The organism is Mycobacterium bohemicum DSM 44277, from assembly GCF_001053185.1.
GTDB lineage: Bacteria > Actinomycetota > Actinomycetes > Mycobacteriales > Mycobacteriaceae > Mycobacterium > Mycobacterium bohemicum.
In genome coordinates, this window is record NZ_CSTD01000001.1 from 494,761 (window position 1) to 510,010 (window position 15,250).

Sequence of the window (15,250 nt, forward strand, 5' to 3'; positions counted from 1 at the left end):
GCGCGGGAGTGTCGTCGTTCGGGATCAGCGGCACCAACGCGCACGTGATCGTGGAGGCCCCGCCCGCGCGGCCGCGCGTCGACGAACGGCCCGAATTGCCGGTGCTGCCATGGGTACTCGCGGCCAAGTCCGCGCCGGCGCTATCGGCGCAGGCCGCGCGGCTGGCCGCCCACCTGCGGGCGCACCCCGCGACCGACCCCGCGGACGTCGGCTGGACGTTGGCGGGCCGGTCGGCGTTCGAGCACCGCGCGGTGGTCGTCGGCGCCGATCGCGACCGGTTGCTGGCCGGGCTCGACGAGCTGGCCGCCAACGAGGTCGGCTCGGTGATCCGCGGCGTCGCCACCCCCGCGGGCAAGACCGTGTTCGTGTTCCCCGGCCAGGGCTCGCAGTGGCCGGGCATGGGCGTCGAATTGCTCGACACCGCACCGGCGTTCGCCGCGCAGATCGAAGCCTGCGAGGAGGCCTTCGCGGAGTTCGTCGACTGGTCGCTCACCGATGTCCTGCGCGGCGCGCCCGGCGCTCCCGGGCTGGACCGCGTGGACGTCGTGCAGCCGGTGCTGTTCGCGGTGATGGTGTCGCTGGCCGAGCTGTGGAAGTCGGTGGGGGTGCGTCCGGACGCGGTGATCGGTCACTCGCAGGGCGAGATCGCCGCCGCGTACGTCGCCGGCGCGCTGTCGCTGCGTGACGCGGCGAAGGTGGTCACGCTGCGCAGCAAGTTGCTGACGGCACTGGCCGGGCCGGGCGGCATGGTGTCGATCGCCTGCGGCGCCGAGCGGGCGCGGGAACTGTTGTCCCGGTACGGCGCCCGGCTCGGCATCGCCGTCGTCAACGGGCGGTCGGCGGTCGTCGTGTCGGGGGAGGTGGCCGCCCTCGAGGAGCTGATCGAGGCCTGCGCCGCCCAGGAGCTGCGCACCCGTCGCATCGACGTGGACTATGCCTCGCATTCGGTGGAGGTGGAGGCCATCCAGGAGGAGCTCGGTCGCGCGCTGGCCGGCATCGAGCCGCGTTCCTCGCGCACCGCCTTCTTCTCCACGGTCACCGGAAGCCGTTTGGACACCGCCGATTTGGGTGCCGACTACTGGTACCGCAACATCCGCCAGACGGTGCAGTTCGACCAGGCGGTGCGCAGCGCCTGTGAGCACGGCTATCGCACCTTCGTCGAATCGAGCCCACACCCGGCGCTGATCGCCGGGATCGAGGACACCGCCACCGACTGCCTGGCCGGCGCCGGGGGCGACGTCGACGCGATCGTCGTTCCCACGCTCGGCCGCGACGACGGCGGCCTCGAGCGTTTCCTGACGTCGGCCGCGGCGGCGTTCGTCGCGGGCGTGAACGTGCAGTGGCGCGGCGCGCTGGCGGGCGCGGGCTTCGCCGAACTGCCGACGTACGCCTTTGAGCGGCGCCGGTTTTGGATCTCCGGTGAGGGTGCGGGCGCCGACGCGACGGGCCTGGGCCTCGCCGCCGGCGAGCACCCGCTGCTGGGGGCGGTGGTGGAGCTGCCGGCTTCCGGCGGGGTCGTGCTGACGGGCCGGCTGTCGCCGACCGTGCAGGGCTGGCTGGCCGACCACGCGGTGTCGGGCACGACGCTGTTCCCGGGTGCGGGATTCGTGGAGCTGGCGATCCGCGCCGGCGACGAGGTCGGCTGCTCGGCGGTCGACGAGTTGACGCTGCAGGCGCCGCTGCTGCTGCCCACCGTGGACTCCGGGCTGGGATCCGTTGCGGTGCAAGTGGTGATCGGCCCGGCCTCGAACGACGACGGCGACGACGGCGGCGACGGCGGCCGGCGGACGTTCTCGGTCTACTCGCGTGCCGACGCGGACGCCGGTTCGGCGTGGATCTGCCACGCCGAGGGCGTGCTGAGCCCCGGATCGGTCGAGCCGGCCGCGGACTTGTCGGTGTGGCCGCCCGCCGGCGCGGTCGCCGTGGACGCCGCCGACGGTTACGAACGGTTGGCGGCCAACGGCTATGGCTACGGACCGGCGTTCCGCGGCGTGACCGCCCTGTGGGTTCGCGGCGAGGAAGTCTTCGCCGAAGTGACGCTGCCCGAGGCGGCCGGAGGGGTCAACGGGTTCGGCATCCACCCGGCGCTGCTCGACGCGGCGTTGCACGCGGCCGTGATGGCCGACCGAGACGGCGCCGACGTGTTGTTGCCGTTCTCCTGGCAGGGCGTGTCCCTGCATGCCGCGGGTGCGTCGGCGGTGCGGGCACGCATCGCGCCGACGGGCCGGGCCGGAACTCCTGCTATATCAATCGAATTGGCCGACGGCCTGGGTCTGCCGGTGCTGTCGGTGGCGTCGATGGCGGCGCGCCCGGTGTCCGGGCAACAGTTGCGCGCGGCGGTATCCGGCGCGGGCCCCGACCGGCTCTTCGAGGTGGTGTGGTCACCCGGGGTCGGGACAGCGCCCGCCGGCAGCGACCGCCCGGCACACGAGGTCTTCGAATCCGTTGCCACCGACCAGCCGACGGTGGCGGCCGCGCACGAGCGAACGCGCCGGGCGCTGGCCGCCGTGCAGGCCTGGGTGACCGGCCGCGACTCCGGTGTCCTGGTGGTGGCCACCCGCGGCGCAATGGGGCTGGCGGGGGAGGACGTCACCGATCTGTCGGGCGCGGCGGTCTGGGGGCTGGTGCGATCGGCGCAGACCGAGCACCCCGGCCGCATCGTGCTCGTCGATTCCGATGCGCCGCTGGACGATTCGGCCGTCGCCGCGGTGCTGGCGACCGGCGCGCCGCAGGTGGTGCTGCGCGGCGGAACGGCCTACGCCCCGCGGGTGCACGGCAGCCGCGCGGTCAGCGGGATCCTGACTCCGCCCGGCGACGGCCCGTGGCGGCTCGGCATCAGCGGCGCCGGAACCTTCGAGAATCTGCGCCTGGAACCGGTGCCCAACGCGGGCGCGCCGCTGGAGCCGGGCCAGGTCCGGGTGTCCATGCGGGCGATCGCCGCCAACTTCCGCGACGTCATGATCATCCTGGGCATGTTCACCCACGACGCCCTGCTCGGCGGCGAGGGCGCGGGCGTGGTCGTCGAAGTCGGCCCGGGCGTCACCGATTTCGCGGTCGGTGACTCGGTGTACGGATTCTTCCCCGACGGCAGCGGCACGCTGGTCGCCGGTGACACCCGGTTGCTGCTGCCGATGCCGGCGGGCTGGTCCTACGCCGAGGCCGCCGCCATATCCGCCGTCTTCACCACCGCCTGGATGGCGTTCGTGCAACTGGCCGACGTCAAGCCCGGGCAGCGCGTCCTGGTGCACGCCGCGGCCGGTGGGGTCGGGATGGCGGCGGTGCAGCTGGCGCGTCACCTGGGCCTGGAGGTGTTCGCCACCGCGAGCCGGGGTAAGTGGGACACGTTGCGGGCGATGGGTTTTGACGAGGACCACATCTCGGATTCGCGGAGCCTGGAGTTCGAGGAGAAGTTCCGGGCGGTGACCGGTGGCCGCGGTTTCGATGTGGTGCTGGACTCGCTGGCCGGTGAATTCGTCGACGCCTCGCTGCGGCTGGTCGCCCCGGGCGGCATCTTCCTGGAGATGGGCAAGACCGACATCCGCGATGCGCACGTCATCGCCGGGGACTACCCCGGCGTGCGCTATCGCGCCTTCGACCTGTTCGAGTCGGGACCCGACCGCATCCAGCAGATGCTCGCCGAACTCACCGCGCTGTTCGGCGACGAGATACTGCGGCCGTTGCCGGTGACGACTTTCGACATCCGGCGGGCGCCGGCGGCGCTGCGGTATCTGAGCCAGGCGCGTCACGTGGGCAAGGTCGTGATGGTGATGCCGGACGCGTGGGCGTCGGGCACGGTGTTGATCACCGGTGGCACCGGGATGGCGGGTTCGGCGCTGGCGCGGCACGTGGTGGCCCGCCACGGCGTGCGCGACCTGGTGCTGGTGAGCCGGCGCGGTCCCGACGCGCCGGGCGCGGGCGAGCTGGTGGCCGAACTCGAAGCCTCCGGCGCCCGGGCGCGGGTGGTGGCCTGCGACGCGGCCGACCGCGACGAGTTGGCCGCGCTCATCGCCGATATCACTGCAGAGCAACGACTTTCGGCTGTCATCCACGCCGCCGGTGTCCTCGACGACGCGGTGGTGACGTCGCTGACCCCCGAGCGCCTCGACGCGGTGCTGCGCGCCAAGGCCGACGCGGCGTGGAACCTGCACGAGCTGACCCGCGACCTGGACGTGTCGGCGTTCGTGCTGTTCTCGTCGCTGGCGGGGCTGGTGGGCTCGTCCGGCCAGGCCAACTACGCCGCGGCGAACACCTTCGTGGACGGGCTGGCCGCGCACCGGCGGGCGTCGGGCCTGCCGGCGATCTCGCTGGGGTGGGGGTTGTGGGATCAGGTTAGCGACATGACCGGCGGCCTGGACGCCGCCGGTCGGGCGCGCCTGGGCCGCGACGGCGTGCTGGCGTTGTCCTCCGACGAGGCGCTGGAATTGTTCGACACGGCCATGGTCCTCGACGAGGCTTTCCTCGCTCCCGCCCGCATCGACCTCGCCGCGCTGCGCGCCCACGCGGTCGCGGTGCCACCGATGTTCGCCGACCTCGTCAACGCGCCCAGCCGCCGTCAGGTCGACGACTCGCTGGCCGCCGCGAAGTCGAAATCGGCGCTGGCGCAACGGCTGCACGGGCTGCCCGAATCCGAACAACGCGCGGTCCTGGTCGACCTGATGCGTTCCCACATCGCCACCGTGCTGGGCAACGTCAGCCCCGAGGTCATCGATCCCGACAAGGCTTTCGGGGACCTGGGCTTCGACTCGCTGACCGCGGTCGAGATGCGCAACCGGCTCAAGGCGGCCACCGGGCTGTCGCTGTCGCCCACGCTCATCTTCGACTACCCGACGCCCAACGGCCTGGCCGAGTACATGCGCGCCGAATTGGCCGGCGCGCCGCAGGAAGTCAAGCAGGTACCCGCGGTTCGCGCCACGGGCGACGATCCGATCGCGATCGTCGGCATGTCGTGCCGGTATCCCGGCGGGATCGAGTGCCCCGAGGACCTGTGGGACATGCTGGTGCAGGGGCGCGACGTCCTGTCGGAGTTCCCGGGCGACCGCGGCTGGGACGTGGACGGGCTCTTCAACCCCGACCCCGACGTTCCGGGAACCTGCTACACGCGCACCGGAGGATTCGTCGACCGCGTCGCCGACTTCGACCCGGCGTTCTTCGGCATCGCACCGAGTGAGGCGCTGGCGATGGACCCGCAGCAGCGCATGTTCCTCGAGTTGTCGTGGGAGGCGTTGGAGCGGGCCGGGATAGATCCCGGCGGCCTGCGCGGCAGCGCCACCGGGGTGTTCGCCGGGGTGTACACGCAGGGCTACGGCATCGGCGCGCCGCCGGCGGCCGAGGGCTTCCGGCTGACCGGGCAGTCCTCCAGCGTGGCGTCGGGTCGGGTGTCGTATGTGCTGGGGCTGGAGGGCCCGGCGGTGTCGGTGGACACCGCGTGTTCGTCGTCGTTGGTGGCGCTGCACATGGCGGTGCAGTCGCTGCGCTCGGGCGAGTGCGACCTGGCACTGACCGGCGGGGTCACCGTGAACGCCACGCCCGACATCTTCGTGGAGTTCAGCCGAATGCGCGGCTTGTCGCCCGACGGCCGCTGCAAGGCGTACGCGGGGGCGGCCGACGGGACCGGATTCTCCGAGGGCGGCGCGATGTTGGTGGTGGAGCGGCTCTCGGACGCGCATCGGTTGGGGCATCCGGTGCTGGCGATCGTCCGCGGCACCGCGGTCAACCAGGACGGCGCGTCCAACGGGCTGACCGCGCCCAACGGCCCCTCGCAGCAGCGGGTGCTGCGCGCGGCGCTGGCCAACGCGGGGCTGTCGGCGGCCGACGTGGATGTGGTGGAGGGCCACGGGACCGGGACCACGCTGGGCGATCCCATCGAGGCGCAGGCGCTGCTGGCGACCTACGGCCAGGACGAGTTGGCCGGTGGCGACGTGGGCTCGGGGATCCGCGGCACCGCCACCCCCGCGGGCAAGACCGTGTTCGTCTTCCCGGGGCAGGGCTCGCAATGGCTGGGCATGGGCATGGGGCTGCACGCCGGCTACCCGGTGTTCGCCGAGGCCTTCAACACCGTGGTGGCCGAGCTCGACCGGCACTTGCTGCGACCGCTGCGCGAGGTGATGTGGGGGCATGACGAAAACCTGCTGAGCGCCACCGAATTCGCTCAGCCCGCCCTGTTCGCGGTGGAAGTGGCGTTGTTCCGGTTGCTCGAATCCTGGGGCGTGCGGCCCGACTTCGTGATGGGTCATTCGGTCGGCGAGTTGTCGGCGGCCCACGTCGCCGGCGTGCTGTCGCTGGAGAACGCGGCGGTGCTGGTGGCCGCGCGCGGCCGGTTCATGCAGGCCCTGCCGCCGGGCGGGGCGATGTTCGCCGTGCAGGCCACCGAGGAGGAGGTGCGCCCCCTGCTGAGCGAGCAGGTCGGCCTCGCGGCGGTCAACGGTCCGGAGTCCGTGGTGGTTTCGGGCGCCGAAGGCGCCGCGGCCGCCGTGGCGGAGCGGCTGCGCGCGCAGGGCCGCCGGGTGCACCGGCTCGCCGTGTCGCACGCGTTCCACTCGCCGTTGATGGACCCGATGATCGACGAGTTCGGGACGGTCGCGTCCGGCCTCGCCGTCGGGCAACCGGCGATCCCGATCGTGTCGAACCTGACCGGCGGGCCGGCCGGGGACGACTTCGCCTCGCCCGCCTACTGGAAGCGGCACATCCGCGAGGCGGTCCGCTTCGCCGACAGCATCCGCTTCGCGCATTCCGCCGGCGCGACACGGTTTTTCGAGGTCGGTCCGGCCAGCGGGCTGACGGCCTCGATCGAGGAACTGCTGGCCGACGCGCCGGTCACCACGGTGTCCGCGCTGCGCCGTGACCGCCCCGAACCGGAGGCGCTGACCGACGCGGTCGCGCGCGGCTTCGTCACCGGCATGCCGGTGAATTGGCGCGGCGCGCTGGGAACGGCCGACCTCGTGGAGTTGCCCACGTACGCCTTTGAGCGCCGGCGGTTCTGGTTGTCGAACGACGGCGCCGCCGTCGATGCCGCCGGGCTGGGGCTGGGCGCGGGCGATCACCCGCTGCTGGGCGCGGTGGTGGAATTGCCGGCGTCCGGCGGTGTGGTGCTGACGGGCCGGCTGGCGCCGAGGGTGCAGGGCTGGCTGGCCGATCACGCCGTCGGTGGCGTCGTGCTGTTCCCCGGCGCGGGCTTCGTCGAGCTGGCGATCCGGGCCGGCGACGAGGTGGGGTGCGGGGTTGTCGACGAGTTGAACCTGGCGGCGCCGTTGGTCCTGCCCGCCTCCGGCTCGGTGGCCGTGCAGGTCGTCGTCGGCGGTCCCGACGAACTGGGCGGCCGCGCGGTGTCGGTGTTCTCGCGTGGCGAGGCCGGATCCGGCTGGGTGCTGCACGCGGAGGGCCTGCTGAGCGCGGGGTCGGTCGCGCCGTCCGCGGACCTGTCGGTGTGGCCGTCATCCACACGGCCGGCGCGCTCGACGACGCGGTGGTGACGTCACTGACCCCCGAACGGATGGACGTGGCGCTGCGGGCGAAGGTGGACGCCGCGTGGAACCTGCACGAGCTGACCCGCGACCTGGACGTGTCGGCGTTCGTGCTGTTCTCGTCGATGGCCGGCCTGGTTGGTTCGTCCGGTCAGGGCAACTACGCGGCCGCGAACTCCTTCCTGGACGGGCTGGCGGCCCATCGGCAAGCGCAGGGCCTGCCGGCGATCTCGCTGGGCTGGGGTCTGTGGAACCAGGCCAGCGCCATGACCGGCGGGCTGGCGAGCGTCGACTTCGCGCGGTTCGCCCGCGACGGCATCGTGGCGATGTCGTCGGAGGAGGCCCTCCGATTGCTCGACACCGCGATGATCGTCGACGAGCCCTTCCTCATCCCCGCCCACATCGACCTCGCCGCGCTGCGGGTCAAGTTCGACGGGGGAACGCTGCCGCCGATGTTCGTCGACCTGATCAATGCGCCGGCCCGGCGGCAGGTCGAAGACACCCTCGCGGCGGCGAAGTCGAAATCCGCACTGCTGCAACGGCTCGAAGGGCTGGCCGACGACGAGCAGCACGCGATCCTGTTGGACCTCGTGCGCTCGAACATCGCCACCGTGCTGGGCGTCCCCAACCCCGAGTCGATCGACCCGGACCGCGCCTTCCAGGAGCTGGGCTTCGACTCGCTGACCGCGGTCGAGATGCGCAACCGGCTCAAAACCGCCACCGGTCTGCCGCTTTCGCCGACGCTCATCTTCGACTACCCGAACTCCGCGGCGCTGGCGGGTTACATGCACCGCGAACTCGTCGGAGCGGCCGAGCAATCCGCCCCGGGCGCCGCGGCGCCCGGGGACGCCGACATCCAGCGCGTCGTCGGGTCGATACCCGTGAAGCGCCTGCGACAGGCCGGAGTGCTGGAGCTGCTGCTCGCGCTGGCCAGCGAGACCAACGGCGACGGCCAGGGCACCGCCCCGACGGTGACCACCGAAAAGGACATCGCGGAGATGGACCTTGACGACCTCGTCAACGCGGCCTTGCTGGACGACGACGACTGACGATGCGCCGGGCTGATCCATGAGAATCGCGGTCACCGGGGCCGGCGGCGTCGTCGGCCGCGGCCTGGCCTCCCGACTGCTCGGCCAGGGTCACGAGGTCGTCGGGATCGCGCGCCGTCGGCCCCAGAGCTGGCCCAGCGCAGCAGAATTCGCCCAGGTGGACGTCCGCGACGCGGTCGCGGTCAAGCGCTGCCTCGCCGGCGCGGACGTCGTCGCCCACTGCGCCTGGGCCACGAGCCCGGGACCGGACGCCCGGATCAGCCGGCAGGTCAACGTCGACGGCGCGCGCAACGTGCTGGCGGCCATGGCGGCGACGGGGGCGCGGCGAATCGTCTTCCCGTCGTCGGCGCACGTGTACGGCGGGGGAGTCCGGCCGCGGACCGAGGCCGACACCCTCGCCCCGGTGACCGCCGAGGGCAGGCACCGGGCCCGCGTCGAGGCGCTGCTCGCGGAGTCCGGCGTGGAGTCGGTGGTGGTCCGCAGCGCCCCGGTGGTCGGTCGCGGCGTCGACAACTGGGTGCGGCGAGTCCTGGCGCTGCCGGTGCTGTGCGGCGCCGAGGTGGACCGCGGCGTGCAGCTGGTCCACCTGGACGACGCGTTGCGGCTACTCGTGCGCGCCCTCCTCGACAGCGAAACCGCAAGCGGGCCGGTCAATCTCGCCGGTCACGGCGCGCCGACGCTGCGCCAGATCGCCGCCGCCCTGGGACGTCCCGTCGTCCGCCTGAGCGGCCCGATCGGCGCGCTGGCGCGTCGCGGCCCTACCTCGATCGCCGTACTCGAACTGCTGCAAAGCGCCGCGCCGATGAACACCGATCGGCTGCGCGACCAGTGGGGATTCCGGCCGGCATGGACCGCCGACGAGTGCCTCGCGGAGCTGGCGCAGGCGGTGCGCGGGCGCGTCACGCTGGCCGGGCGAACCATGTCCGTCCCGTGGCGGCTGGCCGCCATCCAGGACCTGCCCGCCGTCGACGCTCCCGCGGACGACGGGGTGCGGCCGAGATTGGCTGGGCCGGAAGGGCTCAACGGCGAATTCGACACCCCGATCGACCCCCGCTTCCCGACCTACCTGGCGACCAACCTGTCGGAGGCGCTGCCCGGCCCCTTCTCGCCGTCGTCGGCGTCGGTGACCGTGCGTGGGCTGCGCGCCGGCGGCGTCGCCATCGCCGAGCGGCTGCGGCCCGGCGGAATTATCCAGCGCGAGATCGCCATGCGCACCGTCGCGGTGTTCGCCCACCGGCTATACGGCGGGATCACCTCGGCGCACTTCATGGCCGAAGCGGTGCCGTTCGTCAAGCCCGCCACGGTCGTCAGCACCAGCGGGTACTTCGGCCCGAGCATGGCCTCGCTGCCGGTCTTCGGCGACGAGCAGCCACCGGTGCAATCCGGCCGTCTTCCAAGGCAATTGCGCGTCGTCCGCAACATCGGGGTGTTCGGGGTCAACCTGATCGGCCTCAGCGCCGATTCGCCCCGCGACACCGCGGATTTCATCGCCGAGGTCGACCGGCTGGAGCGTCTGGCCGGGGGCGACCTCACCCGGCTCGACGATCGCCGGCTGCTCAGCCTCATCCTGCTGGCGCGCGACCAGGTCGTCCACGGCTGGGTGCTGGCCTCCGGGTCGTTCATGCTGTGCGCGGCGTTCAGCGTGTTGCTGCGCGGCCTGTGCGGAAAGGAGACCGCCCCCTCGGCGGGACCGGAATTGGTCAGCGCCCGCCCGGTGGAGGCGGTGCAGCGCCTGGCGGCCGCCGCGCGGCGCGATCCGACGGTGAGCCGGCTGCTGGCCGAGCCCGGCCGGCACCTGGAGCGACTGGCCGCCGAGGCGCCGGAGTTTCACGCCGCCGTCCGCGACGAGCTGGCCCTGATCGGTCACCGCGGCCCCGCCGAGCTCGAGATGCTGTCCACGAGCTACGCCGACGACCCGGAGTTGTTGGTGCGCATGGTGATCCGGGCGATGAGCGCGCCACCGCCGCCGCGGCCCCGTCCCCCGCGGATTCCTCTGCGGGCCAAGGCGGTGGCCGGCCTGGCGGCGCGGCAGATCCGCGACCGCGAGGCGCGCCGCGACAAGGTGGTGCGCGCGAACTGGGTGTTGCGCGCCCTGTTGCGCGAATACGGCCGCCGGCTCGTGGGCGCCGGGGTCTTCGAGACCGCCGACGACGTGTTCTACCTTTTGGTCGACGAACTCGACGACATCGGGCGGCTGCCGCGGGACGTGGCGGCGCTGGTGGCCCGGCGCCGGGCCGAGCGCAACAGGCTGGTCGGGATCGTCCCCCCGACGGTGTTCAGCGGGAGTTGGGAACCGTCCGGCGAGGCCCCGCCGGCGCTCGCCGGCGGCGAGACCCTGCGCGGGGTCGGCGTCTGCGGGGGGCGGGTGCGGGGCCGGGTGCGCATCGTGCGGCCCGAGACGATCGACGACCTGCAGCCGGGGGAGATCCTGGTCGCGGAGGTCACCGACGTCGGCTACACCGCGGCCTTCTGCTACGCCGCGGCGGTGGTGACCGAACTCGGCGGCCCGATGTCGCACGCCGCGGTGGTGGCCCGCGAATTCGGCTTCCCGTGCGTGGTGGACGCCCAGGGCGCCACCCGCAGTTTGCCGCCGGGCGCGCTGATCGAGGTCGACGGCGGCAGCGGTGAGATCCGGGTGCTCGAACTGGCGCCGGAACGCGATCCGTCTGTGTCGGCTGACCGTCCCACGCAGTGACCGTCCGAGACGGCGGCGGCGTTGCGGGAGAACGAATCCCGTTGCGCCCCAGCGTCTTACGCCGTAGCAGCCCCGACGGCCTGGCTAGTTGCTTGTGGGTGGTGGTGGGGGTTGGAAGGGGTCATACCACCACCACTGGGCGCGTTCGCCCGTAGGTCCCGGGCACGGGGCCACGGCGGGCGGGGGTTGAGTGGGCGGGCGCGCCAGCGATCCCGGGCTCAGTGCTCGGCCGGCGGTGTCGGTGACCGTGAGAGCGCTTGCGGATCCGGTGATCGTGATGACGCCTCGATGGTGCAACCGGTGATGGTACGGGCAGAGCAGCACCAGGTTGGCCAACTCCGTCGGGCCGCCGTCTTCCCAGTGCCGGATGTGATGGGCGTGCAGACCACGGGTGGCGCTACAGCCCGGAACCGCGCACGTGCGGTCGCGATGCTCCAGGGCGCGGCGAAGCCTCCGGTTGATCAGCCGCGTCGCCCGGCCGGCACCAATGACCTCGCCGTGCCGTTCGAACCAGACCTCGGCGGTGGCATCACAGGTGAGGTATCGGTTTTCGCCGTCGGTGAGCAGCGGGCCCAGATGCAGTGCCGCAGCGCGCCGTTCGATGTCGACGTGCACCACGACGGTGGTGTGCTGCCCGTGGGGCCGGCGGGTCGCCTCGGCGTCCCATCCCGCCTCGACCAGGCGCATAAACGCGTCGGCGGTGGTCGGCAACGGGGGTCGCTGATCGGACGCGCCCGCGGCATCGCCGTGATCGTGGCGCCATTGGGCGATCAGCGCATCACGATGAGAGGCCAAGGCGGCGTCGAACTTTGCGGCGTCCAGGTGGTCAAGGGTGATCCGGTAACAGCTGCCCTGCTCGGTGGTGGTCGAGGTGATCGAGCGCTCGGGCTGGGGGCGAGGTTCGGGTTCGGGTCGCGGTTCGAGCTTGATCGCGGTGCGCAGCTGGTTGACCGTGGCTACCGCGGCCAGCTGGGCGTAGTGCGCATCGGACCCCTGGCCGGCCCGCGCGGCGATGACGCCGACCTGATCCAGCGATAGCCGGCCCTCGCGCATGCCTTGGGCGCAGCGTGGGAACTCCTGCAGCCGGCTGGCGATGGTGGCGATCGTGTGGGCGTTGGCCGGCGAGCAGCCGGTCTTCCAGGCCACCAACGCCGGCACCGACCGAGCCCCGGTGACGCCGCCCAACTGGTCGCGATCGATCTCGGCCACGATCTCCACGATGCGCCCATCGATCGCGTTGCGCTGACCGGTCAATTCGGCCAGCTCCTCGAACAGCACGTCAAGGCGCTCGCCAGGGCTCATCGCCACAGCGTCAGCGGATGCGATCGACGACATGGCGCCATCATGACAGCCACCTACGACAACACCCGGCCAAGCCGCCAGGGACGTAGCGGGCGGGCGCCGCTGTCAGCAGCGGCCCGCCCGGCTAGCCCACGAGCGCCGAGTCGCTCACAGCGGCCAGCTGTTCGGGTCACCCGCGTAACGAAAGGCGGGCGCCGGGGGCAGCGGCCGTCGGTCGCCGGTCGATATCGCGTCGAGGACGAGCGCGACGTAGCGTTTCCAGCCGTTGCCGGCCAGGTCCATCGTCGACAGCACGCTGTAGAGCATCGCGATGAGGCGCGGGAGGTCGTCGGCGACCAGGTCGGCGCGTATCCGCCCGGCCTGCTGGCCGCGGCGAACCAGCTCGCCGAGCGCGTCGTTCAGCGCGACCGAGATGTCGGGGGTGAGCGAGCCGGCCCGGTGGGCGGCGGTCAAGAGGTTACGTTCGCGCGCACCCAGCGATATCGCGGCGCCGATCAGGTCGGCCAGGCCCGCCAGTGCGTCGTCGGACCTGCGCGCGACATCGATTGCCGGCGTGAGATTCTCGGCGACGCTGTGGTCCAGGGCCGCGCGGACCAGCGACGCCTTGGTGGGGAACCGGCGGTAGAGGGTTCGCTCGCCGACACCCGCCCGGTGGGCGACCGCTTCCACCGAGGCGTCGGGCCCGAGCTCGCCGTAGGTATCGCGCGCGGCACGCAGGATGCGTGCCACATTGCGGGCCGCGTCCGCCCGCAACGGCCGGTCTTCAACCGCTGTCACCCCCACAGGATAACTGACAGTTGACTGCCAGTACGACGACCATTTAGGCTCGGGCAATTGGCAGATGGCTGACAGTTAGCGGGAAACTCCTTTGGTATCAACGTCTTCTGGGTGCCCCGAGGCGGGCCTCCCGGTCATCCCCGCGGTGCGGGACCCGCGCTGTCCCCTCGCGCCCCCGCCGGAGTTCACGAGCTGGCGCGAACAACCCGGGCTGCAACGGGTGATGTACCACGGCCGGCCCGCTTGGGCCGTGAGCCGGTATGAGGACGTCAGGGAGGCGCTGCTTGATCCGCGGCTGTCCGCGGACACGATTCCCTCCTTCCTGAAGCCGGCCGGCTCCGACGGCACGCCACCGGTGATGTTTCCCCGCATCGACGATCCCGAGCATCACCGGCTGCGGCGCATGATGGTCCGCGACTTCACTTTCCGGCGCTGCGAGGCCATGCGGCCCCGCATTCAGGAATTGGTCGACCAGCACCTGGGCGACATGATCCGGACCGGTCCACCTGCCGACCTGGTGCACGACTTCGCCCTACCGGTCCCGTCCTTGGTGATCGCGCTGTTGCTGGGGGTGCCGTCCGAGGACCTGGGTTTCTTCCAGCACCACAGCACGCTCGGGCTGGAGTCGAAGACGACCGACGAGCAGCGGGGCGAATCGCTTGCGGCGATGTTTGCCTACATCGAGGAACTGGTGGCCCGCCGCGAGCACGACCCCGGCGACGACCTGATCAGCCGGCTGGTCACCGGTTACGTGATGACCGGCCAGCTCACCCGGGCGACGGCGGCGCTGAACGGCGCGATCATGATGCTGGCCGGCCACGAAACCAGCGCCAACATGATCTCGCTGGGAACCGTTGCGCTGCTTGAGAATCCGCGGGTTTTCGAACGACTCGGGCAGTCCGACGATCCCGCGTTCGTCGCCAACGTCGTCGAAGAGCTGATGCGCTATCTCAGCATCGTGCACGCGCAGGTCGACCGGGTGGCCACCGAAGACTTCGTCCTCGGCGGTCAGACGATCCGGGCCGGGGACATGGTCGTCATGAACCTGCCGGCCGGCAACTGGGACACCGAATTCGTCGACCACCCGGAGGTGCTCGACGCTGACCGAAACGCTCGTGGCCACGTGGGTTTTGGCTATGGAGCCCACCAGTGCATCGGGCAGAACCTCGCTCGCGTCGAGATGCAGGTGGCATTCGCCACGCTGGCGCGGCGGCTGCCGGGACTGAAGCTGGCGGTGCCACCGGAGGAGCTGAAGTTCAAGGAAGCCGATATCTACGGCATGAAGGAGCTGCCGGTCAGCTGGTGACCGGCTCAGCACGCGAAGGCGATACCGACACCGTCCGGCGGCGGCACCGAGCGCAGGCAACCGAACGGCTGGACGCCCGCGGGCGCCACTCGCGCCGCCGACTGGTGCGCGTAGTTGACGCAGAACAGGCCGCCCTGGTCGGCGCGGCAGCGGTAGTCGCCGAAGGACAGCGTGTCCCCATCGGCCAGTTCGGGCCCGTCGCCGTTGACGAACGGGCCCGGGTCAGCGCGCGCGGCCCCGACCTGAAGCGTCGTGCCGTCGAAGTCGACCCACCCGCCCTTCCAGTCACCGTAGGCGGTGTCGGGCCGTGGCGGGGGACTGGTGAGCTGCACCAGGCAGATGAGCGCGCCGCCGGTGTGTTTGGCGTCGGTCGCGCAGGAGGCCTTGCCGGCCGCGGCCGTGAAGGCGATGTCGTCACCCAGGGGCGTGACGGAGCCGTCGCGGGTGGCGCTGTGATAGCGGGCCGGATCGGCGGCATGGCCCGCCTGGATCCAGGGGCGAGCCTCCCGACGGTGGCGGTGGTGGCGCGGAGCGGCCGGCGACCGTGTGCGAGCAGCCGGCGACCAGTAACGACGCTGCGATCAGCGCGGCGAGCCGCATCCCGACAGGCTAACCGCCACGGAAGCAGAAATAGGCCGCTGCGCGCGCGTCGCGCCGGTGG

Annotated in this window: 4 protein-coding genes and 3 pseudogenes; 4 read left to right on the forward strand and 3 right to left on the reverse strand. The window is 72.1% G+C overall.

The genetic code is table 11. The features are described from left to right. The 3 genes and pseudogenes from BN971_RS25265 to BN971_RS02480 all read left to right on the forward strand — a co-directional run. Positions 1 to 7,430, forward strand: a pseudogene (locus BN971_RS25265) (SDR family NAD(P)-dependent oxidoreductase); the annotation flags it as partial. Next, positions 7,430 to 8,509, forward strand: a pseudogene (locus BN971_RS26550) (beta-ketoacyl reductase); the annotation flags it as partial. The pseudogenes BN971_RS25265 and BN971_RS26550, both read left to right, overlap by 1 nt. Positions 8,510 to 8,528: 19 nt before the next feature. Then, entirely contained in the window at positions 8,529 to 11,204 is a 2,676-nt protein-coding gene (locus BN971_RS02480) for a sugar epimerase family protein (protein WP_085180985.1), read from the forward strand. Positions 11,205 to 11,288: 84 nt separating this feature from the next. On the opposite strand, the gene BN971_RS02485 is transcribed toward BN971_RS02480, so the two are convergent. Both BN971_RS02485 and BN971_RS02490 read right to left on the reverse strand, forming a co-directional pair. Beyond that, positions 11,289 to 12,539, reverse strand: coding sequence for an HNH endonuclease signature motif containing protein (locus tag BN971_RS02485; protein WP_085180986.1), 1,251 nt, complete (start codon positions 12,537 to 12,539; stop codon positions 11,289 to 11,291). Positions 12,540 to 12,653: 114 nt separating this feature from the next. Then, positions 12,654 to 13,283 carry a TetR/AcrR family transcriptional regulator gene (locus tag BN971_RS02490; RefSeq protein WP_085181139.1) on the reverse strand — a complete coding sequence of 210 codons (630 nt, stop codon included), beginning with the start codon at positions 13,281 to 13,283 and terminating at the stop codon, positions 12,654 to 12,656. Positions 13,284 to 13,533: 250 nt separating this feature from the next. On the opposite strand from BN971_RS02490, the gene BN971_RS02495 reads away from it, so the two are divergent. Then, a complete protein-coding gene (locus BN971_RS02495; protein WP_425436610.1) occupies positions 13,534 to 14,589 on the forward strand; it encodes a cytochrome P450 in 1,056 nt (351 codons plus the stop codon). Positions 14,590 to 14,594: 5 nt separating this feature from the next. Here BN971_RS02495 and BN971_RS02500 read toward each other — a convergent pair. Then, positions 14,595 to 15,189, reverse strand: a pseudogene (locus BN971_RS02500) (hypothetical protein). Positions 15,190 to 15,250: the final 61 nt, after the last annotated feature.